25 protein-coding genes are annotated in these 25769 nt (G+C 72.6%); 12 read left to right on the top strand and 13 right to left on the bottom strand.

Annotated features, from left to right (window positions below; genetic code table 11):
• Positions 1 to 29: 29 nt before the first annotated feature.
• The 4 genes from M1R94_RS00935 (at position 30) to M1R94_RS00950 (ending at position 3526) form a co-directional block, all read left to right on the top strand.
• Positions 30 to 290, top strand: a complete 261-nt coding sequence (locus M1R94_RS00935; protein WP_249379783.1) for a type II toxin-antitoxin system Phd/YefM family antitoxin — start codon at positions 30 to 32, stop codon at positions 288 to 290.
• Positions 287 to 550, top strand: a complete 264-nt coding sequence (locus M1R94_RS00940) for a type II toxin-antitoxin system RelE family toxin (protein WP_249379784.1) — start codon at positions 287 to 289, stop codon at positions 548 to 550. The genes M1R94_RS00935 and M1R94_RS00940 overlap by 4 nt, the downstream gene beginning before the upstream one ends.
• 258 nt (positions 551 to 808) lie before the next feature.
• Positions 809 to 2083, top strand: a complete 1275-nt coding sequence (locus tag M1R94_RS00945; RefSeq protein WP_249379785.1) for a Fic family protein — start codon at positions 809 to 811, stop codon at positions 2081 to 2083.
• A gap of 507 nt (positions 2084 to 2590) precedes the next feature.
• A complete protein-coding gene (locus tag M1R94_RS00950; RefSeq protein ID WP_249379786.1) occupies positions 2591 to 3526 on the top strand; it encodes a Gmad2 immunoglobulin-like domain-containing protein in 936 nt (311 codons plus the stop codon).
• A gap of 210 nt (positions 3527 to 3736) precedes the next feature.
• Here the strand turns inward: M1R94_RS00950 and M1R94_RS00955 are convergent, their stop codons facing one another.
• On the bottom strand, positions 3737 to 4435 hold the full coding sequence (locus M1R94_RS00955; protein WP_249379787.1) for a hypothetical protein: 699 nt from the start codon (positions 4433 to 4435) through the stop codon (positions 3737 to 3739).
• A gap of 155 nt (positions 4436 to 4590) precedes the next feature.
• Here M1R94_RS00955 and M1R94_RS00960 point away from each other — a divergent pair, with 155 nt between their 5' ends.
• Positions 4591 to 5088: an NUDIX hydrolase gene (locus M1R94_RS00960; RefSeq protein WP_249379788.1), complete on the top strand. Its 498-nt coding sequence runs from the start codon at positions 4591 to 4593 to the stop codon at positions 5086 to 5088.
• A gap of 23 nt (positions 5089 to 5111) precedes the next feature.
• Here the strand turns inward: M1R94_RS00960 and M1R94_RS00965 are convergent, their stop codons facing one another.
• The 7 genes from M1R94_RS00965 to M1R94_RS00995 form a co-directional block, all read right to left on the bottom strand.
• Entirely contained in the window at positions 5112 to 5891 is a 780-nt protein-coding gene (locus M1R94_RS00965) for an ABC transporter permease (RefSeq protein WP_249379789.1), read from the bottom strand.
• A gap of 1 nt (position 5892) precedes the next feature.
• Positions 5893 to 6888 (bottom strand): ABC transporter ATP-binding protein, encoded by a 996-nt coding sequence (locus M1R94_RS00970; RefSeq protein WP_249379790.1) that lies wholly within the window; start codon positions 6886 to 6888, stop codon positions 5893 to 5895.
• Between the two features lie 126 nt (positions 6889 to 7014).
• A complete protein-coding gene (locus tag M1R94_RS00975; protein WP_249379791.1) occupies positions 7015 to 7752 on the bottom strand; it encodes a hypothetical protein in 738 nt (245 codons plus the stop codon).
• Positions 7749 to 8627 carry an ATP-binding cassette domain-containing protein gene (locus M1R94_RS00980; RefSeq protein WP_249379792.1) on the bottom strand — a complete coding sequence of 293 codons (879 nt, stop codon included), beginning with the start codon at positions 8625 to 8627 and terminating at the stop codon, positions 7749 to 7751. The genes M1R94_RS00975 and M1R94_RS00980 overlap by 4 nt, the downstream gene beginning before the upstream one ends.
• Positions 8624 to 9031 carry a GntR family transcriptional regulator gene (locus M1R94_RS00985; RefSeq protein WP_249379793.1) on the bottom strand — a complete coding sequence of 136 codons (408 nt, stop codon included), beginning with the start codon at positions 9029 to 9031 and terminating at the stop codon, positions 8624 to 8626. Before M1R94_RS00985 ends, M1R94_RS00980 begins: the two co-directional genes overlap by 4 nt.
• Before the next feature lie 121 nt (positions 9032 to 9152).
• Positions 9153 to 10229 carry an aspartate-semialdehyde dehydrogenase gene (locus M1R94_RS00990; protein WP_249379794.1) on the bottom strand — a complete coding sequence of 359 codons (1077 nt, stop codon included), beginning with the start codon at positions 10227 to 10229 and terminating at the stop codon, positions 9153 to 9155.
• A gap of 2 nt (positions 10230 to 10231) precedes the next feature.
• Positions 10232 to 11512, bottom strand: a complete 1281-nt coding sequence (locus tag M1R94_RS00995; RefSeq protein ID WP_249379795.1) for an aspartate kinase — start codon at positions 11510 to 11512, stop codon at positions 10232 to 10234.
• Positions 11513 to 11721: 209 nt separating this feature from the next.
• Between M1R94_RS00995 and M1R94_RS01000 the strand changes: the two genes are divergently transcribed.
• From M1R94_RS01000 to M1R94_RS01015, 4 genes are all read left to right on the top strand, one after another.
• Positions 11722 to 12189 carry an SSI family serine proteinase inhibitor gene (locus M1R94_RS01000; protein WP_249379796.1) on the top strand — a complete coding sequence of 156 codons (468 nt, stop codon included), beginning with the start codon at positions 11722 to 11724 and terminating at the stop codon, positions 12187 to 12189.
• Positions 12190 to 12239: 50 nt separating this feature from the next.
• On the top strand, positions 12240 to 13253 hold the full coding sequence (locus M1R94_RS01005; protein WP_249379797.1) for an ABC transporter ATP-binding protein: 1014 nt from the start codon (positions 12240 to 12242) through the stop codon (positions 13251 to 13253).
• On the top strand, positions 13250 to 14434 hold the full coding sequence (locus M1R94_RS01010; protein ID WP_249379798.1) for an ABC transporter permease: 1185 nt from the start codon (positions 13250 to 13252) through the stop codon (positions 14432 to 14434). The genes M1R94_RS01005 and M1R94_RS01010 overlap by 4 nt, the downstream gene beginning before the upstream one ends.
• Positions 14435 to 14771: 337 nt before the next feature.
• Positions 14772 to 17684 carry a glycosyl hydrolase gene (locus M1R94_RS01015; RefSeq protein ID WP_249379799.1) on the top strand — a complete coding sequence of 971 codons (2913 nt, stop codon included), beginning with the start codon at positions 14772 to 14774 and terminating at the stop codon, positions 17682 to 17684.
• Between the two features lie 54 nt (positions 17685 to 17738).
• On the opposite strand, the gene M1R94_RS01020 is transcribed toward M1R94_RS01015, so the two are convergent.
• The 4 genes from M1R94_RS01020 to M1R94_RS01035 are packed head-to-tail and all read right to left on the bottom strand — an operon-like array spanning position 17739 to position 22711.
• Positions 17739 to 19016, bottom strand: a complete 1278-nt coding sequence (locus M1R94_RS01020) for a glycoside hydrolase family 5 protein (protein WP_249379800.1) — start codon at positions 19014 to 19016, stop codon at positions 17739 to 17741.
• Position 19017: 1 nt separating this feature from the next.
• On the bottom strand, positions 19018 to 19617 hold the full coding sequence (locus M1R94_RS01025) for a DUF5063 domain-containing protein (protein WP_249379801.1): 600 nt from the start codon (positions 19615 to 19617) through the stop codon (positions 19018 to 19020).
• Positions 19610 to 20209 carry a recombination mediator RecR gene (recR, locus tag M1R94_RS01030; protein WP_249379802.1) on the bottom strand — a complete coding sequence of 200 codons (600 nt, stop codon included), beginning with the start codon at positions 20207 to 20209 and terminating at the stop codon, positions 19610 to 19612. Before recR ends, M1R94_RS01025 begins: the two co-directional genes overlap by 8 nt.
• Before the next feature lie 24 nt (positions 20210 to 20233).
• A complete protein-coding gene (locus tag M1R94_RS01035) occupies positions 20234 to 22711 on the bottom strand; it encodes a DNA polymerase III subunit gamma and tau (RefSeq protein WP_249379803.1) in 2478 nt (825 codons plus the stop codon).
• A 106-nt stretch (positions 22712 to 22817) separates the two neighbouring features.
• Between M1R94_RS01035 and M1R94_RS01040 the strand changes: the two genes are divergently transcribed.
• Positions 22818 to 23699 carry a MerR family transcriptional regulator gene (locus tag M1R94_RS01040; RefSeq protein WP_249379804.1) on the top strand — a complete coding sequence of 294 codons (882 nt, stop codon included), beginning with the start codon at positions 22818 to 22820 and terminating at the stop codon, positions 23697 to 23699.
• Positions 23696 to 24310, top strand: a complete 615-nt coding sequence (locus M1R94_RS01045) for a GyrI-like domain-containing protein (RefSeq protein ID WP_249379805.1) — start codon at positions 23696 to 23698, stop codon at positions 24308 to 24310. The genes M1R94_RS01040 and M1R94_RS01045 overlap by 4 nt, the downstream gene beginning before the upstream one ends.
• A gap of 65 nt (positions 24311 to 24375) precedes the next feature.
• Here M1R94_RS01045 and M1R94_RS01050 read toward each other — a convergent pair whose 3' ends face one another.
• Positions 24376 to 25104 carry a LysE family transporter gene (locus M1R94_RS01050; protein WP_249379806.1) on the bottom strand — a complete coding sequence of 243 codons (729 nt, stop codon included), beginning with the start codon at positions 25102 to 25104 and terminating at the stop codon, positions 24376 to 24378.
• 79 nt (positions 25105 to 25183) lie between these two features.
• Here M1R94_RS01050 and M1R94_RS01055 point away from each other — a divergent pair, with 79 nt between their 5' ends.
• Positions 25184 to 25645: an Lrp/AsnC family transcriptional regulator gene (locus tag M1R94_RS01055; protein WP_249379807.1), complete on the top strand. Its 462-nt coding sequence runs from the start codon at positions 25184 to 25186 to the stop codon at positions 25643 to 25645.
• Positions 25646 to 25769: the final 124 nt, after the last annotated feature.

The raw sequence follows: 25769 nt of genomic DNA on the forward strand, positions 1-25769 counted from the left end.
CAGCGACGGTCGTGACTAGAATTCGGGTCATGACGACCACGACATCGCTGGCCAACGTCAAGGCCCATCTGTCCGCGATCGTCAGAACCGTCCACGACACCCACGAGCGGGTCGTCATCACACGCAACGGTGAGCCGGCCGCCGTCCTCGTCTCCCCCGACGACCTGGCGTCGCTGGAGGAGACCCTGGACATCCTGTCGAACAAGGCTCTGATGACACAGGTCGCCGAGGCCCGAGCTGAGATCGACTCCGGCGAGACCGTCGAGCAGTCGGCCCTGCGCCGGCGGTGACCTACCTCATCCGCTGGGCGCCGCCGGCGCAGCGGGCAACCGCAGAGACCCTGCCGGAGGCCGTAGCGACAGCGGTCCGGATGTTCGCCAGCGGCGCACTGGCCGAGGATCCGCAGCGAGCCGGCACGCGCCTCACGCATGAGCTCGCCGGGTACTGGTCCGCCCGCCGCGGTCAGTACCGCGTCATCTACGCCATCGATGACGAGGCCGCCACCGTGACGATCATGACCGTCGACCATCGCCGCGACGTCTACCACTGAGGATCCGGAGGACCGTTGGACCGCATCAGGGTCGGCGCAAGCGCACACAGGCACCCAGCGCCCCCGCGGCAGTCGACGGGCTCTCCCGCCGGGCGTGACGGCCTTTGCTGCAAGGATGGGAAGCAAGCATGGCGAAGCGTTGGTCATACGAAAGGATCTCGCGCTATCCTTTCGTAACGCGCACTCGCACGCAAGGCTTCCGCCGAAGCCTTCTTCACCGGAGTGCCGTGGGAAAGGCCCGAGCACGCCGGAGGACCGATGAACGAGCGACGCGAACCGGCCGGCCAGGCCCAGGGCGATCCGAGGCTCAGCAGCGCCCAGGCCGCGCCCGCCCTACACCCCACCGCCGGCTGGCCACCGGTGACCTATGAGGACCGCGACTGGGCCTCCACGCTCAACGAGGGCCACCTCGACGTGTGGCAACGGATCAAGACCGCCCGCCCCTACAAGGCCGCCGTCCCACCGTTCATCGCCGACCTGGACCCCCGCCTGCGACCCGAGGCGCTCACCGCCGCGTTGGATGCCACCAACGAGGTCACCCGCTTCGACACCGAGATGGCCGGCCTGCCCGTGCCCATGCCCGCAGTCCTGCTGCGCACCGAGTCCGCGTCCTCCTCCCAGATCGAGCACCTCACCTCCAACGCCCGCAACATCGCCCTCGCTGAGCTCGGTGCCCCCGGCAAGGAGAACGCCGCACTCATCGTGGCCAACGCCCACGCGATGACCACCGCCCTGAAAGCCGGAGAAGCCGTCACCCCCGCCACCATCCTGGCGATCCACGCCACCCTGCTCCAGGCCGCCGAGCCCGACCACGCCGGCACGTGGCGCGACCAGCAGGTCTGGATCGGGTCCTCACCGATCTCCCCGCACGACGCAGACTTCGTCCCACCCCACGCCGACCGGGTCCCCGGGCTGATCGACGACCTCTGCGCGTTCGGCCAACGAGCCGATGTGCCGCCGCTGGTGCACGCCGCCCTCCTCCACGCCCAGTTCGAGACCATCCACCCGTTCATCGACGGGAACGGCCGCACCGGAAGAGTCTTGGTCCACACCGTCCTGCGCGACCACGGGATCACCCGGCACACCACAGTCCCGGTGTCCGCCGGGCTGCTGCGCGCCCCCGGCCGGTACTTCGACGCGCTCGGCGCGTACCGTGACGGCGACCCGAACCCCATCGTCACCGAGATGTCCGCCGCTGCACTGGCCGCGGTCGCCAACGGCCGTCAGCTCGCCAGCGACATCCTGGGCATCCGCCAGCAGTGGCGGGATCAGATCAAGGCCCGCACCGACTCGTCCGTCTGGCGGCTCGCCGACGCACTCTTCGCCCAGCCGGTGATCAACGTCGACCGCGCCGTCACCGACCTGGGGGTCTCCGCACCGGCCGCCCGGGCGTCCATCGCCACCCTGGTCGACGCCGGTGTCCTCACGACGACGTCGCACGCCCGCCGCAACCGCGCCTGGCAAGCGACCAGCATCCTTGCCGCGATCGACGACTTCTCCCGCCGGGCAGGGCGGCGCGCCGCGGGGCGGTGAGGCCCGCGCAAACGCTCACCCCAGAATCACCCCCACTGCGAGCCGGACAGCCCTGGAGACACCTCACGAATCGCGGTGACCTGCGCAGACACCCCCGACGGGACGTTCGGGACGAAGAGGGCGCAGGTTCAACTGTCACCCCGACCAGCAGACGAGGGCCCTCGACCAGCGGAGACGCGGGTCGAGGGCCTTCGTCGTCCAGCACACCCAGGGCACCTGGCGTCGCGGCGGCACCGAGGTCGGCCTGGTCAGCTGACCAGTGGAGGCGCCGCGGGTGTCGTCTGCGGGGACCGCCACAAGACGAGCTCTGCGATCCGAGCGGCTCTCGTCACCGTCGTACCGCTCGACAGCCGCGGCAGCCCTGCCACCGTCCGCGGCTCGTGCCACCGGGTCGTGCTGCACCGTGCGCAAGTGCGCCCTGACGGTGGCACTGCACCGGTGCGAGACTGGGGGCAGGGCACCGAGGCGTGGACCGACCTGCGCCGACGCCCGAGTCGGGAGGCGATCATGATGACCACGGACCGCACCACGGTGAGAACGCCGTCGTCCTGCCCACCGCGCACCGCCCGCCGGCACCGCTCCCCCGCCCTGGCGGTGACCGCTGCGCTGCTCCTCGTCCTGACCGCGTGCACCGGAGCGACCGGTGAGGAGCCCTCCCCCACACCCGAGCCGCCCTCGCCCGCCCCGACCCCCACGGCCGAGCCGAGCCCGGAGCCGACCGCGACACCCGGGCCGGTGGACACGGTCGCCTACTACCTGGTCGACACCCGCGCAGGGCTGCGACTGGCCCGCGAGCTCGGCGAGGGCACGGGGACCGACGCCGTCGTCGCCTCGGTGCAGGCGATGGTCGACGGCGCCGACGACCCCGACTACAGCACGGCCTGGGACCCCGCGACCGAGGTGCTGTCGGTGGGTCCCGGAGCGGACGGGACGATCGTCGTCGACCTGAGCGCGCAGGCGCGGCAGGCGAACATCGGTTCGCAGGGTGCGGCACTGATGATCCAGCAGCTCGTCCACACCGTCACGGCCGCCGCCGAGGACGAGACGGCGGGTGTGCTGCTGACCATCGACGGCGAACCTGCCGGTGAGCTCTGGGGTACGGTCGTCTGGGACGAGCCCGTGACGCGGGCCGATCCCCTCGAGGTGCGCGTGCTGGTGCAGATCGACGAGCCGCGCGAGGGCACCGTGACGAGCTCGCCGATCACGGTCAGCGGCGAGGCGAACGTCTTCGAGGCCACCGTGCTGTGGTCGGTGCTCGACGCCGACGGGACCGAGGTCGCCGCGGACTTCACCACCACGGCAGAAGGGCAGACCTTCGCCCCGTTCACCTTCTCGGTGGACCTCGAACCCGGGACGTACACCGTCGTCATCAGCGAGTCCGACCCGTCCGACGGCGAGGCCGGCACCCCGATGAGCGACAGCAGGTCGGTCACGGTGGAGTGACCGACCACAGATCACCCTCGACCTGCCCAAAGGTCCCGGAAGAACCCGGTCCCGACCTGTCGAAATAGAGGTATGGATCTCACGACCTTCGCAGCAGTTGTCGGCATCCCCGTCGAGGACGACCTCCCGCCGTTCTGGGACTGACCGCGACCCCGCTCGACGCTCCGCCGCTCGTCCCTCGCTCACCCGCGAGGACGTCGGCGCACCTCGTCACCCCTCGGACGTGACGCCCGGCTCCTGGCCGGTGGCACCGTCCTGCGCAGGGGCGACCTCGGCCTCTCCCGGGGCAACCTCGGAGACCGTCGGTGCACCGGTGACCGCGTCGTCGACCAGGTCGACCGCTCGTGGGCCGAAGACCAGCAGCGACGCGACGAGCAGCACCCCCGCGACGAGCTGACGACCACCGCTGCGTGAGGGGCTGGGCAGCTCCGCACGAAGGGTACGTCCCACGTCGCGGACCTCCTGGGCCGAGAGCCGCACGGGCAGGCTGCGCAGGTACGGTCCCAGCTGCCGGGCCCCGACGAGGGTCACCCCGCTGCTCAGCATCGCCGGGGGCACGTTCTGGCTCGGCACGCACAGCACCGCACGGGTCGCGGTGCGGTGCTGCGGCGGGAGGGTCGCGGCGATGGTCCCCGCCGACCAGGCGAGGGCCGCGGTGTCGGCCGTGCGACGGTGCCCATGGACCCGCAGCTCACCCTGAGCGGTGGTCACCACGCCGGGCTCGTCCGCGATCCCCAGCACCATCACCCCGCCCGGGCCGACCAGGACCACGGCACGCTCGGCGCTCGCACCGACGCGGCGGTCGCTGCGTCCGACGAGGACCCAGCCGTCCGCGCCGACGGACCGGGCGATCTGGGAGGTGCGCAACGGCGCACCCACGGAAGCGGGCGTGTCATAGACGAGTGCCATGGTCGTCCTATCGGCGTTCGTGGGTCGGCGTTGACCCGTGGGGAGCATCTTGCTGCACGACGGGCTGTGACACCAGTCACGGACCACCACGAATGCGGACGATCTTCCCTCGCCCACCACGCCCGGAACCCCGTCGGCGTCGTACAGTCACCGGCATGCCGATCCCCGAGTTCGTCCTGCGCCTCCGCGCGGCGGTCGGCCACGCACCGCTGTGGCTGCCCGGCGCGTCCGTCGTGGTGCTCGACGACACCGACCGGCTCCTCCTGGGGCGCCGCGCCGACAACGGCCTGTGGGCAGTGGTCAGCGGGATCGTGGAGCCGGGTGAGGAACCGGCGCGCGCGATCACCCGAGAGGCCCTCGAGGAGACCGGTGTCGAGATCGAGGTGGTGGCCCTGACCGCCGTGTCGATCACCGAGGAGGTCCGGTACGCCAACGGCGACCTGGCCCAGTACCTCGACCTCTGCTTCTGGGGCCGCCCCGTGGGCGGCACGGCCCACGTGGCCGACGACGAGTCCACCGAGGTCGCGTGGTTCGAGCGCGACCACCTGCCGGCCGACCTGACGAGGACGTCGACCGAGCGCATCGCGCGCACCCTCGCCTACGTGGCCGCCGCGCGGGGAGGCGGACGTCCCGAAGCCTGGTTCGCACGCTGACCCAGGGCCGGGCCGTCGAGGCCTCACTGCCAGCGGAAGACCTTGGCGGCCACCGGGACCAGCACCAGCGTCCACAGCACCATCACCACGAGCTGCTGGACGGGCACGCCGTCGCCGAACCACCCGGCGCTCATCGCCTGCGCGGCGGCGCCCAGCGGCAGGAACCCCGCGACCCGCTCGAGGGAGTCGGGCATGAGGGGGCCGGGCATCCACGCCCCGGCGAAGAAGATCAGCGGGAAGTAGAGGAGCATCCCCAGACCGTTCGCCGTACCCGCCGTGGGGACGACCGCCGCGAGCAGGCAGCCCAGCGCGATCATGTGCAGCGCGCCCAGCACGAACGCCACGACGACGACGCCGGGCCGGGTCGGTGCCACGATGTCCAGGACCGCCCAGGCGACCGTCAGCGCCAGGGCGACCGCCACGAGCAGGGCCAGGGCGACCGCCACGAGCAGGGCCGCCACGTTGACCGCGACCTGGGCGACCAGCAGCCGTGAGGCGGGCAGGGGCGTGGTCGACAGCCGGCGCAGGACCCCCCTCTCCCGGTAGGTGCCGAAGGCCGAGGGGAAGGTGGTGAGCGAGACCGTCGTGATCGCCATCGCCAGCGCGACGGGCACGTACAGGTCGATGCCCCGCAGGTGGGCGATCTCCGGGATCGCGGCGGTGATCGGCTCCTGCATGCCCGGCATGACCAGGCCGAGCAGCAGCAGCAGGACGGTGGGGAAGGCCAGGGCGAAGAAGGCGGTGCCCGGGTCGCGCAGGTACACGCGCCCCTCGGCCAGGGTCAGGGTGCGCAGGGCGTGCATGTCAGACCTCCTCGAGGACGGTGGTCGGCTCGGCGTCCGCGCCGGGCCGGTGCTGGCGGTCACGACGGGTCAGCTCGACGAAGGCGTCCTCGAGCCGGCCGCGCTCCGCGGCCACCGCGACGGGGGTGATGCCCTGGCCGGTCAGTCCCAGCAGGGTCGCGACGACGACGTCGTGCCCCCCGCGCACGACGACGTCGTCACCGGTGACGTCGACCTGCTCGACCGAGGGGACCTGCGCCAGGACCGCGCGGAGGCGCTCGTCGGGCACCGGGTCAGCGGTGCGGAAGCGGAGCACCTGCCCGACCCCGGCCCGCCGGACGAGGCCCTGGGGGGTGTCGGTGGCCACGACACGGCCGTGGTCGATCAGGGCGAGGCGGTCGCACAGCCGCTCGGCCTCGTCCATGAAGTGGGTGACCAGGACGATGGTGACCCCCTGGTCCCGGACCCCCTCGATGAGCTCCCAGGTGTCCCGGCGCGCCTGGGGGTCCAGCCCGGTGGTGAGCTCGTCGAGCACCGCGATCTCGGGGTTGCCGATCAGTGCCAGCGCGATCGACAGCCGCTGCTTCTGACCTCCCGAGAGCTTGGCGTACGGGGTGTCGAGGGAGCTGGTCAGCCCGAGCCGGGCGGCCAGCGCGCGCCCGTCCGCCGGGTGCTCGTAGAACGAGGAGTAGAGGTCCAGGGCCTCACCGGCGCGGAGCTTGCCGGGGAGCTCGCTCTCCTGGAGCTGGCAGCCCACCCGCTGCCGCAGCGCGAGGCCGTCGCGCTGCGGGTCCAGGCCGAGCACCCTGACCGTGCCGCGGTCCGGTGCCCGCAGGCCGGTCAGGCACTCGACGGTGGTGGTCTTGCCGGCACCGTTGGGTCCGAGGATCCCGAAGATCTCCCCGCGGTGGACGTCGAGGCCGACGTCGTCCACCGCGATCGTCGAGCCGTACCTCTTGTGCAGGCCGTCCACGCTGACCACGGGGTCAGCGGGTCGGTCCTGGGTGCTGCTGGGCATGATGAGCCTCCGATCATGGGTGCGGTGAGGGGAGGGACGGCGTCGGGCCCTGTGCGGGCCGCGCCTCCCCGTGCGAGGTGTGGTGAGTGGTGGCGCCGGCCGCTGCCGGCGGGCCGTGCCGCGCCGTCAGCCGGTCGCGGTGTGGACGGTGGCTCCTCGGGTGGCCAGGGAGAACGCTGCGGCCAGGACGACCAGGAGCCCGACGATCACCGCAGCCCGCAGGGCCAGGTCCAGGCCGGGCGCGGCGATGCCGAGGCCCGCCTGCAGGATCCACATCACCCCGAAGATCGGCCCGACGGTCAGCGGGAGGGTGAGGGTGCCCCACCATCCACCGAACCGGTAGTACGTGATGCCGACAAGGAGTCCGCAGAGCTGAGCCGTGCCGATCAGGGCGAGATGGGTACCGAGCACCAGGTCGATGTCGCTCGAGGCGTAGCTGGTGTCGGACTCCGTGAGCTCGTGGCTCCAGCCGGCGATGCCGTAGACGAGCCTCTCGACCTGGAGGAGCACCGTCAGCGCGACCGCGTAGACGACAGTCATCACCAGCATGGCCAGGACGGCGGCGCGAGCGAGGCTGCGACGGGTCATGCCCGCGGCGACGTGGACCGGCAGGTAGGCGGTGATCGTGCCGATCGCCATCGCGAAGGGGAACCAGATGCCGCCCTGACGGCTGAACTGGACCACCGAGGCCGTCACCTCGCCGAGGTTCGCCCAGACGATCAGCGCGACCGTGGCCCCCGCGAGGACGACCGACACGGCCCACGCCGCGATCACGAGCTGGCCGCGGACGAGCCATCGGACGGTCCGCAGCACGGGTCCGCGGCGGTTCCCCCGGACCGGCGCCACCTGCGTGTCAGCGGTCATCGTCCTGCCTCCTTCCCGGTCAGGTGCACGAACAGGTCCTGCAGGTCCACCGGTCCGATCTCCAGGCCCAGGCCTCGGGCGGCGGCGATCTCCTCGGGCTCGAGGTCGCCGTAGACCGTGGCCTGGGTGGTGGGGCCCAGGCTCTGCCGCCCGACGACGGTCCGCCCGGCGACGAACGCCTCCACGGCCTGGTCGGGTCCGGTGACGCAGACCCCCCGACGTCGCAACGTCTCGGCGTCCTCGGTCAGCAGGACCTTCCCGTGGTGCAGCACGACCACCGTCTCGAGCAGTCGCTGGACCTCCTCGATGAGGTGGCTCGAGAGCACGATCGTGCGCGGGTGGCTCACGTAGTCGGCGAGCAGGGCGTCGTAGAACTCGTACCGCGACGGTGCGTCCATGCCCAGGTGCACCTCGTCGAGCAGCGTGAGCGGCGCCCGCGAGGCGAGCCCGACGATCGTGCCGAAGGCCGACCGTCGCCCGCGGGAGAGCGCGGAGTGCTTGCTGCGTGGGTCGAGCTCGAAGCGGTCCATGAGGGTCCCGGCGAGCTCGTGCGAGTAGTGCGGGCGCGACTGCGCGACGAGGGCGAGGTTGTCCTCGAGACTGCGGTCGCTCAGCACGTCCCCGCTCTCGCGGACCAGGACGACCCCCTCGAGCACCCGGGCGTTCTCCCACGGGTCCTCGCCGTCGACCAGGAGGGTCCCGGCGTTCGGCCGACGGAAGGCCGCCATGGCCGACAGGAGCGTGGTCTTGCCCGAGCCGTTGCGACCGAGCAGCCCGCAGATGGTGCCCGGGGGGATCTCCAGGCTCACCCGGTCGACCGCGACGGTCGAGCCGTAGCGCAGCGTGAGGTCGCGGGTCTGGACGGCGAAGCTCATCGGTCCTCCTGGGGGGTGGCCGGCCGTGCGGGGTCGACCTCGGCGGCGGTCCGGGCGGCCTGCCGGAGCCGGTCCACGACCTGCTCGACGGGGATGCCGAGGATGTGGGCCTCGAGGGCCAGGGGTTCGACGGCCTCGGCGAAGAAGCGCTCGCGTCGGCGGCCGAGCAGCGCCTCGCGGGCGTCGGGGGCGACGAACATGCCGACCCCGCGCCGCTTGTAGAGGATGCCCTCGTCGACGAGCTCGGCGAAGGCCTTGGCCGCGGTCGCCGGGTTGATCCGGAACGTCGTCGCGTACTGCGTGGTGGACATGACCTGCTCCTCCTCGCTGAGGGCACCGCTGAGGATCTCGCGGCGGATCTGGTCGGCGATCTGCAGGTAGATGGGGTCACGGCCGTCGAACACGCGCTCCACCTCCTGCAGGACTGGTTCTGTGGTTCATTACTCCACTAATGAACCACAGAGGCCGCGCGAGGGCAAGGGGCTGGCGGGAGAAGGCGCCCCGTGACCGGGGCAGACGGCTGCGTCAGGCGGAGGCTTGGTGCTTCGCGGCGATGAGCTCGGCGATCTGCACGGCGTTGAGCGCCGCACCCTTGCGCAGGTTGTCGCTGCTGATGAACAGGGCGAGGCCACGCCCGTCCGGCACGCCCGGGTCCTGACGCAGACGCCCGACGAAGCTCGGGTCCTGGCCGGCGGCCTGCAGCGGTGTCGGGATGTCGGTGAGCTCGACACCCGGGGCGCCGGCGAGCAGCTCCTTGGCCTGATCGACCGACAACGGCCGCTCGAACTCGGCGTTGACCGACAGCGAGTGCCCGGTGAAGACCGGGACCCGCACGCAGGTCCCCGAGACCAGCAGGCCAGGGATGTCCAGGATCTTGCGGCTCTCGTGGCGGAGCTTCTGCTCCTCGTCGGTCTCGAACGACCCGTCGTCGACGATCCCGCCCGCCATCGGCAGCACGTTGAAGGCGATCGGCCGGGCGTAGATCACCGGCTCGGGCAGGTCGAGGGCCCCGCCGTCATGGGTCAGCGCGGCGACGTCGGCCCCGGCGAGGGCGGTGACCTGAGACTCGAGCTCGGCCACCCCCTTGAGGCCGCCCCCGGAGACCGCCTGGTAGGTCGAGACGATCAGCCGGGTCAGTCCCGCGGCGTCGTGCAGCGGCTTGAGCACGGGCATCGCAGCCATCGTGGTGCAGTTCGGGTTGGCGATGATGCCCTTGACGGCCTGGTCGATCGCCTCGGGGTTCACCTCGCTGACCACGAGCGGGACCTCGGGATCGCGGCGCCAGGCCGAGGAGTTGTCGACCACGATCGCGCCGGCAGCGGCGAACCGGGGCGCCAGGGCCTTGGAGGTCGCGCCACCCGCCGAGAACAGCGCGATGTCCAGGTCGCTCACGTCAGCTGTCGCGGCGTCCTCGACCACCACGTCCCCCCCGGCCCAGGGCAGGGTCGTGCCGGCCGAGCGGGCCGAGGCGAAGAAACGCATCGAGGCGACCGGGAAGTCCCGCTCGGCGAGGAGCTGTCGCATCACGGCGCCGACCTGCCCGGTCGCGCCGACCACGCCGACCCGAAGGCCCCGCCGTGCCTCGCTGGACCCTGTGCTCATGCTCATCGTCCTGTCCCGCCGTAGACCACGGCCTCGCCGTCGGAGGAGTCGAGGTCGAAAGCGGTGTGGACCGCCCGGACCGCGTCGTCGAGCTGGTCCGAGCGCGTGATCACCGACACCCGGATCTCGGAGGTGGAGATCATCTCGATGTTGATCCCCGCGTCGCGCAGCGCACCGAAGAGCTTGGCGGAGATCCCCGGGTGGGACTTCATCCCGGCGCCGACCAACGACAGCTTGCCGATCGTGTCGTCGTACTGGAGCGAGTCGAAGCCGATGGACCCCTGCACGGCCTGCAGCGCCGCGGTGGCCTTCTGGCCGTCTGTCGCGGGCAGCGTGAAGGAGATGTCGGTCAGCCCGGTCGAGGCCGCCGAGACGTTCTGCACGATCATGTCGATGTTGACGTCCGCGCCGGCGACGACCTCGAAGATCTGGGCCGCCGTCCCGGGCACGTCCGGCACGCCGACGACGGTGACCTTGGCCTCGGTGCGGTCGTGCGCGACGCCCGAGATGATCGGCTGCTCCATCTGTCCCTCTTCCTGTGCGTCGGCGTGCTCGTCGGTGACGAGCGTGCCCTCACGGCCCGAGAACGAGGAGCGCACGTGGATGCGCACCCCGTTGCGCCGGGCGTACTCGACGCAGCGCAGCATGAGGACCTTGGCCCCGCTGGCTGCCATGTCGAGCATCTCCTCGTAGGAGATGCGGTCGATCTTGCGGGCGCTCGGCACGATCCGGGGATCGGCCGTGAACACCCCGTCGACGTCGGTGTAGATCTCGCAGACGTCCGCCCCGATCGCGGCCGCGATGGCCACCGCCGTGGTGTCCGACCCGCCCCGGCCGAGGGTCGTGACGTCGTTGGTGTGCTCGGTGACCCCCTGGAAGCCCGCGACGATGGCCACCGCGCCCGAGTCCAGGGCCTGCCGGATGCGGCTCGCCTTGACGTCGATGATGCGGGCACGACCGTGCACGTCGTCGGTGATCACACCGGCCTGCTGACCGGTGAAGGACTGCGCCTCGACACCCAGGTTCGCGATGGCCATGGCCAGCAGGGACATCGAGATGCGCTCGCCCGCGGTGAGCAGGATGTCCATCTCCCGCAAGGGGGGCAGGGGGGAGATCTCGTTCGCGAGCTCGAGCAGCTCGTCGGTGGTGTCGCCCATCGCGGAGACCACGACCACGACGTCGTCACCGGCGCGCTTGGCCTCGGCGATGCGCTTCGCGACGCGCTTGATCGCGGTCGCGTCGGCGACCGAGGATCCCCCGTACTTCTGGACGATCAGGCTCACGGCGAGCGCTCCGGTGTGAGTGGCGGTGGTGCATGTCTCGGATGCCAGATCCTAGACGTGACCAGCCCGCGGACACCGGGACGTTCACCATGCGGGAAGACGGCAAGGCCGAGGGCCGCGAGCACACAGAACGGGTAGACAGGGAGGTCGGCGCAGGCACCCGTCGCCTGTGCCTCAGCACCCGCCGTGTCCCGGCACCAGGAGGCACCATGCGCAGCACCGTCCTTGCCACGGCCGTCGTCGTCGGTCTGCTCGCCCTGGCTGGCTGCGCGACGGGCGGCGAGGCGGGCAGCCCCAGCCCCGACGTCGAGGTCCCCGGCGCCCCGACCCCGATCGAGACCGACGAGCCGACCACCGAGCTGGTGGTCACCGTCGACGAGACCGGTGACGGGCAGACCCGCACCTGGACCCTCACCTGCGACCCGCCCGGGGGGGACCACCCCGACCCCGAGGGCGCCTGCGCGACCCTGGGAACGGTGGACATCGCGGAGGCCTTCGCACCGGTGCCCGCCGACCAGATGTGCACCCAGCAGTACGGCGGCCCGCAGGTCGCCACGGTCCAGGGCCTGGTCGGCGGCGAGCAGGTCGACGCGACCTTCTCGTACACCAACGGCTGCGAGATCTCCCGGTGGGACAACCTGACGGCACTGCTCGGCGAGGCAGGGACCACGCAGTGAGCGCCGCGAGCATCCCCCACACCGTTGCACGCCGGCCCTAGGCTCGCGCCATGCCCACTGCCGCCGACGGCGCCGTCGGTCCCGCCCCGCTGGCCCCTGCCCCCGAGCACCCCGGCATCGTGGTGTCCGGGGTCCGCCGCCACTTCGGGGCGGTCCGCGCGGTCGACGGCGTGGACCTCGTCGCCCGCCGCGGGGCGGTCACCGCGCTGATCGGGCCCAACGGCTCGGGCAAGACGACCCTGCTGCTCGTCCTGGCGGGGCTCCTGGTCCCCGATGCCGGCACGGTGCGCATCGCCGGGCACGACCCGGTCACCGCGGGCCTGACCACCCGGGCGCTGACCGGCTGGATGCCCGACGCCTTCGGCACGTGGGACTCGCTGACCGCGCGCGAGGTGCTGACGACCGTCGGTGCCGCCTACCGCCTGCCTGCCGCGCGCGCGGCGGCCCGCGCCGCAGAGCTGCTCGACCTGGTGCACCTGACCGACCTGGCCGACCGCCCCGCCCACGTGCTCTCGCGCGGCCAGAAGCAGCGCCTGGGCCTGGCCCGCGCGCTGGTGCACGACCCCCAGGTGCTGCTGCTCGACGAGCCCGCGTCGGGCCTGGACCCCCGCTCACGGGTGGACCTGCGCGTGCTGGTGCGTGACCTCGCGGCCCAGGGCAAGACCATCCTGGTCTCGAGCCACGTGCTGGTCGAGCTCGACGAGATGGCCGACGACGCCGTCTTCGTCTCGGCCGGACGGACGGTCGCCGCGGAGTCGCTCGCGGCGGCATCGGCGGCGCGCCGGCCCTGGCGTCTACGGGCCCTGTCCCAGTCCGGCCTGGCCGGGTGGCTGACGGCGGCCGGGGTCCCGTGGCGACCCGAGGGCGGGACCGCGAACGGGTTCGCCCCACCGCCCGACCTGCTCGACTCGCCCGGCTCGCTCGTCGTGGACCTGGACGGCGAGGCCGGGGCGGCCGACCTGCTGCGCGCCGCCGTCGGTGCGGGCGTGCCGGTCACCTCGCTCGCGCCGGCCTCCGGTGCCCTCGAGGCGACCTACCTGGCCCTCGAGGAGGAGCGGCGATGACCACCACGACGGCCCCACCGGTCGGACCGACCCCGACCGACCCCCGTCAGGCCGTCGACCCGCTGCCCGGGGCCGGCAGCACCTGGTCGGTCAGCTGGCACGGTGTGCGGACCGTGGCGACCCTCGAGCTGCGCCAGCGGGTCCGGTCGACCCGGTGGATCGTCTCGCTGGTGGTCTTCGGGCTGCTCGTCGGCGGTGTCAGCGTGCTGACCTGGGCCTTCGCCCGACAGGTGGACGACGCGGCCTGGACCGTCGGCCCGACGATGTTCGGCTTCATCGCGTTCTTCGTGCTCTTCCTGGGCCTGCTGGTGTCCCCGACGCTCTCCGCGACGGCGATCAACGGGGACCGGGCCGCGGGCACCCTGGCCACGTTGCAGGTCACCCTGCTGAGCGCGCTCGAGATCGTGCTCGGCAAGCTGCTGGCCGCCTGGCTGGCCTCGTTGGCCTTCCTGGCGGTGTCGCTGCCGTTCATCCTGTGGGCCTTCGCCACGGGCAACACCTCGCCGCTCGCCGTGCTCACCACCGTGCTGCTGCTCGCCGTGATGCTCGCCGTGGTGTGCGCGATGGGACTGGGCTTCTCGGCGCTGACCGCCCGGACGGCCGGTTCGGCGGTGCTGAGCTACGTGGCGGTGGCGAGCCTGTCGGTGCTCTCCCTCATCATCTTCGGGCTCAGCGTCCCGCTGGTCAGCGGGATCGAGACGGTCCAGGTCTACGAGGAGGACTGGGAGGCCTGGGAGCGCGAGGGCAACGAGTACCCGCTGGACGGCGAGCCGATGATCCCCTGCACGTGGGTCGAGCGTGAGCAGTACGTCTCGCACACCGAGCGGACGTGGTGGCTGCTGGCCATCAACCCGTTCGTGATCGTGGCCGACGCCGCGCCCGACGCGGTGCGCCCGCGGGACGACTACTACGGCTCGTTCGACCCGCTGGCCCTCATCCGTCAGGGCGTGCGCACGGCCCGGCTCGGCCCGCCCGAGACCTTCAACTACTGCTGGCGCGAGCTCGAGATGACGGGCCAGGGCTTCGGCGCCGGGACCTCCGACGACGGGCGGCCGCTCAGCCCGGTCTGGCCGTGGGGACTGTCCGTGAACCTGCTGCTCGGCGCCGCCGGGGTGCTGTTCGCGACCCATCGGCTGCGGATCCCGCAGCGCACGCTGCCCCGGGGCACGCGCGTCGCCTAGCCCGTCGCAGCGACCTCACCCGTCGCACGAGACCGGTGGTCACATGATGAGACCGGTCTCCGTCTCCTGATGAGACCGGTCTCAGAAAGCCTTGTCCATGAGTCATGGTCTCTATAACGTCGAGTCCTGGTCGCACTGACAGGCCACCTAGCCAGCGTGGGCGGGTGTCGGCCGTCCGACCGCACCGACGGCCGGACCAACCTGCGGGGTCGCAGCGGCCACGTCGCGACCCTGCCGACCCGGGGGGGCCATGACAGCCACGACCGCACGACAGCCGCAGCACCGGGAGGCGGGCACCTCTCGACCACGTCCGCACCTGCGGCGCAGGCTCACCGCGATGACCGCCACCGCCGCGGTCCTCCTGGTCGGCGGCGTCCTCGCCGTCCCCGCACATGCCCAGACCCGACCCGTCGGTGCCGGCAGCTACACCACGGACCAGGTCGGACCCGCACCGGAGGGCTGCGCACCGCTGGCCACCGATGCCCGCGCGTACCTCACCGACGACGCCCCCTCGGGCGCCGTCCCCACCAACGACTGGTGGTCATCCCTGGTGTTCAAGCACCCGAACGCGAGCTGCACCACCAGCGCCCCGCTGCACGCCCACCCGGTCGCGTACCAGCCCCACCAGGACGGCCTGGGACTGTCGAGCACCCGCGAGCCGGTCATGTACGGCACCCCCGGGGGCATCGGCGAGTTCCACTACCCCTACAGCGAGGACGTCGTCGTCGGGGTCGACGGGCTCGACGCCCCCGTGGTGATGGTCGCCGACTGGACGGACTGGACCGTCACGCCGTCCTGGGAGGGCAACGGCCGCTCCCTGCGAGCGACGATCGGTCACGGCCTGCCCTTCAGCTGGTACCACCTCAGCGGCGGCGACGCGGTGCTGGACACCCCGAGCGGGGTGCGGACCTGGCTCCAGGACGGAGGCCACATCGGCTTCACCGCCGGCGGCAGCGACTACGTCGCCTACGCCCCCGTGGGCTCGACCTGGAGCTCGACCGGCAACCAGCTGCGCAGCTCCCTGGCCGGGGCAGGGTTCCTGTCCGTCGCAGCGCTGCCCACCACGCCGGTGGACGACGACGCCACCCGCCGCGCGTTCGCCCAGCGGTACGCCCCTTACGCGTTCTCCGAGGTCACCGGGACCCGCGCCGACTACACCTACGACCAGGCCGGCGGCACGGTGCGCACCACCTACTCCCTGGAGACAGCACCGTTCCAGGGCTCGGTCGACGGGACGGTCGTCTCGCTCTACCCGCACCAGAGCGCGTACCTCGACAGCACGACCGGCGACGGGCCGTCGCAGGGCCAGGCCATCGACCGCACGTACGTCTCCCCACGAGGCGACATGCTGACGCTGGCCGGTGCGACGTCGTTCACCACGGACACGCCGTTCACCGGGGTGCTGCCCGAGATCCCCGCGGTCATGACCGGGAGCGGGGAGCAGAACGCCCGGCTGGACGCCCTGCTCGACCAGGTCGCGCAGGACCCGATGGACGCACGTGGCAGCGACACGTACTGGACCGGCAAGGGGCTGGGCAGGGCGGCACGGATCGCCGAGATCGCCGACCAGGTCGGCCGCACCGACGTGCGCGACACCGCCCTGGCCGGCATCCGCGAGACCCTGACCGACTGGTTCACGGCCTCGGACGGCAAGACCGAGCAGGTCTTCGCGTACAACGAGAGCTGGGGCACCCTGGTGGGCTTCCCCGGCTCGTACGGCTCGGACCGCGAGCTCAACGACCACCACTTCCACTACGGCTACTTCATCCTCGCCGCGGCGACCCTCGCCCGGTTCGACTCCGAGTGGGCCGCCGACGACGCCTACGGCGGCATGGTCGACCTGCTGATCCGGGACGCGAACGGCTACGACCGCGACGACGAGATGTTCCCCTACCTGCGCGACTTCGACATCTACGCGGGCCACGACTGGGCCGCGGGCCACGGCGCCTTCGGGGCCGGGAACAACCAGGAGTCGAGCTCGGAGGGGATGAACTTCGCCAACGCCCTGATCCAGTGGGGAGAGGCGACGGGGGACACCGAGGTCCGCGACGCCGGGGCCTTCATCTACGCGACGCAGGCCGCAGCGATCCAGCAGTACTGGTTCGACGAGGCCGGGGCGATCCCCGAGGGCTTCGGCCACACGACCCTGGGCATGGTCTGGGGCTCGGGCGGCACCTACTCCACCTGGTTCAGCGGTGCGCCCGAGATGATCCAGGGCATCAACCTGCTGCCCATCACGGGCGGTCACCTGTACCTCGGCCTGCGGCCGGACGACGTCCGCAGCAACTACGCCGAGCTCGAGCGCACGATCGGCGGGCCGCCCACGGTGTGGCAGGACCTCCTGTGGTCCTCCCTGGCCCTGGGGGACGCCCCGGCGGCGCTCGCAGCCCTCGACGGCCATCCCGGCTACACGGTCGAGGAGGGCGAGAGCCGGGCGCACACGTACCACTGGATCGCGAACCTGGACGGCCTGGGCACGCTGGACAGCGGGATCCGCGCGGACCACCCCCTGGCAGCCGTCTTCGACGGGACCGGTGGTCGCACCTACGTCGCCGCGAACGTCACCGCGCAGGAGATCCTCGTGCGCTTCTCCGACGGCACCCGGGTCACGGTCCCGGCCGGCCGCACGGTCACCACGGGTGCCCACAGCTGGAGCGGCGGCTCGGGTCCGGGAGGGCCCGGCGGCGAGGACCCCAGGCCCACACCCGACCCGACGCCCGACCCGGACCCGGACCCGACACCGGACCCGGACCCCACGCCCGACCCGGACCCCGGCACGTCGGTCTTCGACCGCTACCTCACGCCAGGGGGCGTGCTGGCCCCGCAGCCGGGGAACGTCACGACCACGAGCGTCGCGCGCGCCTCGGGGCAGGACGCGATCGGCGAGCCGGCCCTCGGGCTCGTGCTCGAGGCGACGGGACTGACGGGTGACCACACCGGTGGCGCGACCCGCTTCTCGATCGGCCTCGACGCCGGCACTGCGGTCGGCAACGGCACCCGTCTGCGGGTCTCGTACGACCTGACCGGCGACGGCACCTGGGACCGGGTCGAGACCTACCACTACTTCGCGACCGACCCGGTGCCGGGCTGGGAGCAGTACACCGAAGCCCGGGGCCTGCTGAGCACCGGGGGCGCGCTCGGTGACCTCCGCGACGGTCGGGTCAGGGTCGAGCTGTGGAACGTGATCGGCACCCAGCCGACCTCGGTCGACCTCGCCGGGTCGGTCGTCCACCTGCCGTTCGCAGGATGACGACGGCCCCCGGTGCAGGGGGCACCGGGGGCGTGCAGGTGCGAGGGCCGGGGCTCAGCGTCCCCGGCCCTCGCGCAGCAGCGGCGCCAGCGCGTCCAGCTTCCCCTGCTGCGGGGTGACCCAGTCGTCCTGGACGAGGCCGCCCGTGTCGCTCGAGTTGGGGTTGTACGACCAGTAGGCGAAGCTGAAGCCACCGTCGAGCAGGTACGGGACCAGGTGGGCGAGCCAGCTCCGGTCGGACTCCGTCTCGTGGTGCGTGCCGAGCTCCCCGACGAGCACCGGTGCGATGTCCTCGTGCACCAGGTAGCCCCAGTTCGTGTCCCAGAGGGGCCGCAGGTTCTCGGGGTAGGTCGGGTCGGCGAACCACGGCTGCGGGTAGACGCTCGCGGGGTACTCGTGCGTGGAGTAGACGACCCGGTCCGGGACATCCAGGGTGATGGGGTGGTCGCGGACGTCCGACAGGCCACCGCCCCACCAGGTGGACGTCCCGTCACCCATGCGCTCGACCCCCTCGACCACGACGAGCCAGCTCGGCTGCACGGCGAGGATCGCGTTGCCCGCACGGGTCGCCGCGGCCGCCCAGTCGAGCGCCGCGTCCCCGCAGCCCCAGCATGCCGGGCCGTGCGGCTCGTTGTGCAGGTCCGCACCGATGACCGTGGGGTCCTCGAGGTAGCGCTCGGCCAGCATGACCCAGTCGTCGATCCACTGCTGCTCGGGATACGCGTCGGTGTACCAGAGCTCGGACTGCTGGTCGTACCCCGGCCGGTGACGGTCGAGCAGCACCGTCATGTCCCGCGCCCGGGCCCCGGCGACGACCGCGTCCATGATCTCGAGCGCGCTCCTGCCCGCCAGGTCGGGGTTCTTGCTCTCATCGATGCTGTTCGGCGCCGCGCCGCCGATGCACTGGTTGGACCACGGCAGCCGGATCGTCGTGAACCCGAAGCCGTGGATCTGGTCGAGGACCTCGTCCATCGACCGGGTCCACAGGCCGTGGGGCACGCAGTTCTGGGTCTCGAGCCCGAACCAGCTGACCGCCTTGAGGACGACGGGGCTCCCGTCGCTGTCGACGATCGTGGCCCCGTCCGTGGACAGGAAGCCCTGCGCTGACGCCACGACGGGCGACGACGGCGCAGGCGCTGGCTCGGACGACGTCGCCGGGGTGCGGGACGACGTCGGAACGGAAGCCGGTGCGACCGCGCGGCCGGCGTCGCCGACCGCACCGAGCTGGATCACGCCGACCGCGCCGACCGTGATGCCGACGACCAACGCCCCGACGATCGACCCGATCCACAGGCCGCGTCGCCGCCCGGGAGCGGGGACCGGGCCGGTCACCTCAGGGATGCAGGGCCTTGAACTCCGCGTCGGCCGCGACCTCGTCGTCGACGTCCAGGCGCAGATGACCCAGCATCACCTGGAGCACCCGCAGCACCGCCGAGGCCCGCTCGCCCCAGTTGGCCAGGTAGGAGAACTGCCACCACCACAGCGCCTCGAGCACCTGGCCGGTGTCGTAGTGCCGCTGCCCCTGCGCGAGGGCACCCACGATGAGCACCAGGTCGCCCGAGAGGGACGAGGTGACGACCTCCGAGCCGAGCACCGGGTCGTGGACCTCGGTGTAGTCGTCGATGCCGTCCAGCACGTTCTCGAGCCCCGCTCCCAGGGGGTCGAGGTCGGCATCGGGGCCGACGTCCGGCTCGAACCGCTCGGGCGGCAGGATGTCCACCATCGCCCCGAGCCGCGCCCCGGCGGCCAGCACGTCGGAGACAGCCAGGAGCAGCAGCGGGATGGCCGCCTCGGGGTTGGATCCGGCGGCGACCTCGGTCACCGTGCTCACGAACCGGCGGGACTCCGCCGAGACGGCGTCGGCGACGTCGCGCAGGTCTGCTGGCGTCTCGTCCGCGGTGGGTGGTGCAGGCTCTTCTCGGCTGTCAGGCACTGATCTGCCTCCGTCCTTCGAAGGCCCGCCCCAGCGTGACCTCATCGGCGTACTCCAGGTCCCCCCCGACCGGTAGTCCGGAGGCAAGTCGCGTGACCCGCAGACCCATGGGGACCAGCAGCCGCGCGAGGTAGGTCGAGGTGGCCTCACCCTCGACGTTCGGATCGGTCGCGAGGATGACCTCGGTGACCGTGCCGTCGGCGAGACGACTCATCAGCTCGGCGATGCGCAGGTCGTCCGGACCGACGTTGTCCATCGGGTTGATCGCCCCGCCGAGCACGTGGTACCGCCCGCGGAACTCGCGGGTGCGTTCGATCGCGACGACGTCCTTGGGCTCCTCGACCACGCAGATGGTCTCCAGCGACCGACGCGGGTCACGGCAGACGCGGCACTGCTCCTCCTGCGAGACGTTGCCGCACACCACGCAGAACTGGACGCGGGCCTTGACCTCGGTGAGGGAGTCGACGAGTCGACGCACCTCGGCGGGGTCGGCCGCGAGCAGGTGGAAGGCGATGCGCTGGGCGCTCTTCGGCCCGACCCCGGGCAGTCGCCCGAGCTCGTCGATCAGGTCCTGGACCGCGCCTTCGTACACCCGTCCAGCCTAGTGCGTGCGGGGTCAGCGCGGGTCGTCGGGGATCTCGTCGATGACCGTGCCGCCCAGCATCTGCGCGACCAGGGGTGCCCCTACCAGCCCCGAGGAGATCAGGTCGGGGTCGTCCGGAGAGGGGTCGTCGACCTCGACAGGTCCCGACGGCTTCGCCTGGGCGGCCATGGCCCGCTCGAACGGCGAACCGGCGCGGGTCCGTGCACCGGCCGGACCGGCGCCCTCCTCTGCCGCACCCTCGGGTGCAGGCTCGGGGTCCGGCTCGGGACCGTCGGGGATCGCCTCACCGTCGGGGCCGGTGCCGCGACCGGCACCGGGCGCGACACCCGGACGGGGGGACCGCCCTGCGCCGGTACCCGTCGGACGTGCCCGGTCCGGCTGCCCGGACGGACCTGACGTGGTCGCGACCGGAGGGACGGGCGCGTCCCACGAGGCCTCGGCCGCCTGGGTGACCCGTCGCGCGCGAGCGGCGGCCTCGCTCTCGGTCCCGCCCTCGGCCGCAGGAATCACCTCCGCGGTGGTGCCCGGGCCCGGCGCGGCGCCCGGGGTCGGGGGGGCGCCCGCGGCGACGGCCCCCAGGGAGGTCTCGATCCGCACGGTGATGCCGAGGGTCTCGTGCAGGGCCCGCTGGACGTTGTCCTGGTGCGGGCCGGCCCGGAAGGTGGTCGCGAGCTGGGGTGTGCTGAAGCCCAGGGTGACCTTGTCGGCGGTGACCTCCGCGACCTGCGCGTTCTGGCTGACCAGCACCCAGGTCGCCATCCGCAGCCCCCGCAGGGTCTGCAGCACCTCGGGCCACCGACGGCGCACGGTCTCGGCGTCCAGACCACCTGCCGACCGCTCCTGCGACGAGGGTGGTGCGGACGTCACCGGGTGCTGAGCCGCGCGGGGTGCGGGGCTGGGGGACGCGGGCAGCGCTGCGTCCGGCGACGGGGTCGACGCCGCGGGCGGTGTCGCGACCGGCGCCTCGGTCGGCTCGGCGACTGGTTCTGCGGTCGGTCCTGCGGTCGGTCCTGCGGCCGACCCTGCCACCGGTTCTGCGGCCGGCGCCGCGGTCGGTGTCGGCTCGCCGTCGGCGACAGGAACGCGCTCGACGGCAGGCTCGTCCTCGGGCTCCGGGGCGACTGCGCGGACCGGGTCGGTGACCCGAGCAGGCTCGCGCGGGGGCACCGACGGCCGCGCCGGCGAGGGCTCGACCACCTGTGGCCCGGTGGGCGCCGGCACCTGCGGCGGGGCGAGGGGAATCATCGACCGGGGTGCCGGGGCCGCGACCGTGCCGACCGGGACACCCGGGGCGACCGGGGCACCCGTCGGCGCGGTGGGGCCGGCTCCCTGCCCGAGGTCACGCTCGACCTTGTCGAGGCGCGCACCGAACCCGCGAGCGCCGTCGTCGGCGGCAGGGAGCAGCAGGCGCGCGGCGAGCAGCTCGAGATGCAGCCGGGGGGACGTCGCCCCGGTCATCTCGGTCAGGGCCGTGTTGACCAGGTCGGCCGAACGGGAGAGCTCGGCGGCACCCAGGGCGGTGGCCTGAGCGCGCATCCGCTCGAGCTGGTCGGCCGGCAGGTCACGCAGCACGGCCTGGGCCGCGTCCCCCGAGGCCGCGATCACGATGAGGTCGCGCAACCGCTCGAGGAGGTCCTCGACGAACCGGCGGGGCTCGTGCCCCGAGGAGACCACACGGTCGACGACCCGGAAGGCGCTGGCGCCGTCCCGCGCGGCGATCGCGTCGACGGTGTCGTCGAGCAGCGTCGCGTGGGTGTAGCCGAGCAGGGCGACGGCGCGTTCGTAGTCGATACCCGCCTCACCCGAGCCGGCCACGAGCTGGTCGAGCACGGACAGCGAGTCACGCACCGACCCACCGCCGGCCCGCACCACGAGCGGGAGCACCCCCGAGCCCACCGGCACGCCCTCGGCCGCGCAGATCTCCTCGAGGTAGGAGATCAGGCGGTCCGGCGCGACCAGGCGGAACGGGTAGTGGTGCGTGCGCGACCGGATGGTGCCGATGACCTTGTCCGGCTCGGTGGTCGCGAAGACGAACTTCACGTGCGGCGGCGGCTCCTCGACGATCTTGAGCAGGGCGTTGAAGCCCTGCGGCGTGACCATGTGCGCCTCGTCGAGGATGAAGATCTTGAACCGGTCGCGGGCCGGGGCGAACGTCGCCCGCTCGCGCAGGTCCCGGGCGTCGTCGACACCACCGTGGCTGGCCGCGTCGATCTCGACCACGTCCAGGCTGCCCGGGCCACCGCGGGCCAGGTCGGTGCACGAGTCGCAGGTGCCGCACGGCGTGTCCGTGGGACCCTCGGCGCAGTTCAGGCAGCGCGCCAGGATCCGGGCCGACGTCGTCTTGCCGCAGCCGCGCGGCCCGGAGAACAGGTAGGCGTGGGTGATGCGGTCCGCGCGCAGCGCCTGCATCAGCGGGTCGGTGACGTGCTCCTGCCCGATCACCTCGGTGAAGGTCTCCGGCCGGTAGCGGCGGTACAGGGCTGTGGTCACTGCACGAGCGTAGAGGCCCCTGCCGACGCCCGGCACGGCGTTCCTGGCAGATCCGTACGCCCGATCACCTGCTCTTGCCTCTCACACGGTGTCAGGGTGTGGACTCATGAGCATGCCTCCCCAAGGCGAGCACCTGCTGTCGATCGGCGAGTTCTCGCGGCTCTCCCGGATCAGCGTCCGGATGCTGCGGCACTACGACGAGCACGGCGTGCTGCACCCCACCCGCGTCGATGCGTTCTCGGGCTACCGGTCCTACGCGCCGGACCTGCTGCGCACCGCCGGGCGGATCCGGGACCTGCGTGACGTCGGCCTCCGGGTCGACGAGCTCGCCGCATGCGCGTCCGTGCTGGACGACCCGTCGGCGCTCCGCCCGGTCCTGGAACGTCAGCGCGATCGCCTGCTCACCGACGCGTCGGTGGTGGCGAACCGGGTCCGGGAGGTGGAACGCCTGATCACCGATCTGGAGGTCACACTCATGTCTGTCGAGATCACCCACCGCACGATCCCTGCTCGCACGGTCGCGTCCGTCCGCGACACCATCCCGGGCTACCAGGACGAGGGCCTGCTCTGGGAGCGGCTCATGGCCGGGATGTCGGCCGTCGGCGCGCAGATGGCACCCGCCCCGCTCGCTGTGGCGGTGTTCCACGACGAGGACTACGTCGAGGCTGGGCCCGACGTGGAGGTCCAGCTCGACGTCGCCGCCGCCTTCCCCGAGACGGGCGACGTACGTTGCCTCGACCTGCCCGAGCAGCAGGTCGCCACCGGGACGATGCACGGCGGCTACGAGGGCATCGGCGCCGTGATGGAGGCCATCGCCCAGTGGGCCGGGGAGCACGGTTACCGGTTCACGGGGCCGATGTTCAACATCTACGTGGTCGGACCGGGAGAGGAGCCCGACCCTGCGCGCTGGGTCACGGAGGTCTGCGCACCTGTCGTTCGCGCCGACGAGCCCGTCACGTCCGGCGCCGATGCGGACGGCGGGAGATGAGCGCGGAGAACGATCCGCGCCGTGAGCGCCCGGACCGCTACCGGGCGGCCGACACCCCGGCCCGGCTGACCGTCCCGCCGCTGAACCTGCTCATGGTCGACGGGGCCGGCGACCCGAGGTCGACCCAGGCGTACACCGAGGCTGTCGGCACGCTCTACGCGGTGAGCTACGGCGTCCGCGCACACGTCAAGGAGGCCGGAGGGACGCCGTGGACCGTCATGCCGCTCGAGGGTCTGTGGTGGGCGCTCGACATGGCCGGCTTCAGCACCGACCGCCGCGAGGACTGGCTCTGGACGATGATGATCGCCCAGCCGGCGGTGGTGACCGCCGAGATGGTCGAGGCGGCGCTGTCCGCCGCGGCGACCAAGGGTCGGGCGCCGGCGGCTGACCGGCTCCGGTTCGAGGCGTTCGACGAGGGCGACGCCGTCCAGGTCATGCACCACGGGCCCTACGAGACGGAGGGACCCACCATCGCCGCCCTCCACTCCTCCATCACGGAGCAGGGCCTGGTCCTGCGGGGCAAGCACCACGAGATCTACCTCAACGACCCGCGTCGGGTGGCACCCGCAGCGGTGCGGACGATCCTGCGCCAGCCGGTCGCCGCACACTGAGGTCGGCGCCGGCGTCCCACCACGAGGGGCGCCGGCGAGCCCGGCGGTCTGCACCGACCGGCCCGTCAGGGCAGGGCGAGGGAGGTGGCGAGGAGGCCCACGACCACGTACCCCGCCACCGCGGTCCCGGCCTGCACCCGTGGCGGCACCCGCGCACCGAGCAGCGAACCGGTCGCGGCGAGCCCGAGCTGCCAGGCGGCCGACGCCAGGCCGATGCCGACGACGAACGCGACCCGGTCGGTGGGCCCGGCCAGCCGGTCGCCCAGACCCGCCGCGACGACGGTGAAGTAGACGACCGTCATCGGATTGACCGCGGTCAGGACCACGAACCGGACCAGGGTTCGCCCGGCCCCCGCCCCGAGATCGGCCTTTCCGTCGCTATCCGCAGCGGGCAAGCGACGGAAAGGCCGATCTGGACGAGGCGCCGAGCCGGGAGGTCGGTGTCGGCCGAGCGGCATGGTCGCCAGCGCGGTCGAGGGCGCGGTCGAGGGCGTCGGGCTGCGCAGGGCGCGGGAGAGGCCTGTGACCGCGACCCCGGCGAGCACCGCGGCGCCGATGAGCTCGACCTGGCGGTCGTGCCCCGCCAGGAGCGTGGAGACCGCCGTGCCCGCGAGCACCGCCACGACCGCGTAGGTGAGGTCGACCAGCGCAGCACCGAGCCCGCCGGCGGCGGCCGGACGCCAGCCGTGCGTCATCCCGGTCTGCAGCAGGAGCACCCCGATCGCGCCGAGCGGCACGGCGACACCCAGCCCGACGGCGACGCCCAGACCCAGGGCGGTGAGCAGCTCGATCATGCGCGGGAGTGTGCTCCGGCCGGACCGCCACGTCGAGAGGATCCTGTGGATCTCACTGCTCTTCTGCGATGATCGCGGTGTGGACCCCACAGACAGAGAGATCCTCCGCGAACTGACCGCCGACGCCCGCGTCACCTTCCGTGACCTCGGCGCACGGGTGGGACTGTCGGCCAACGCCGTCGCGGCGCGCGTCCGTCGGCTGCAGCACGACGGCGTGATCGCGCGCTTCACCGTCGAGCTCGGCCCGGGCGCCGTCGGGCAGGGTCCAGCAGGCGGGCTCCCCAACGCCGGCGCGGGGCTCGAGCTGTACCTGGACGTGCGCCTCAAGGAGGGGGTCACCTGCGACGACTTCGCCCGGCAGCAGTCGGACTTCCGCGAGATCCTCGACGCCGTCCACCTGACCGGCCCGTACGACTTCCTGGTCCGGGCCGTCGTCCCCGACGCCGCCGCCCTCGACCACCTCGTGCGCAGGCTCAAGACCGAGGCCGGCGTCGCCCAGACCTCGACCCGCCTCGCCATGCGCCCCCCCGCAACCCGCTGACCCGCGCGCCCACACCCGCACCCCGCACCCACCCGCACCCCGCACCCGCTCGCACCCCGCCCGCCCCCACCCTCGCCGGCCGACATCGGGCCTTCCGTCGCTTTCCGCAGCGGGTAAGCGACGG

Origin of the sequence: Actinotalea alkalitolerans, assembly GCF_023369855.1 — a bacterium.
Classification (GTDB): domain Bacteria; phylum Actinomycetota; class Actinomycetes; order Actinomycetales; family Cellulomonadaceae; genus Actinotalea.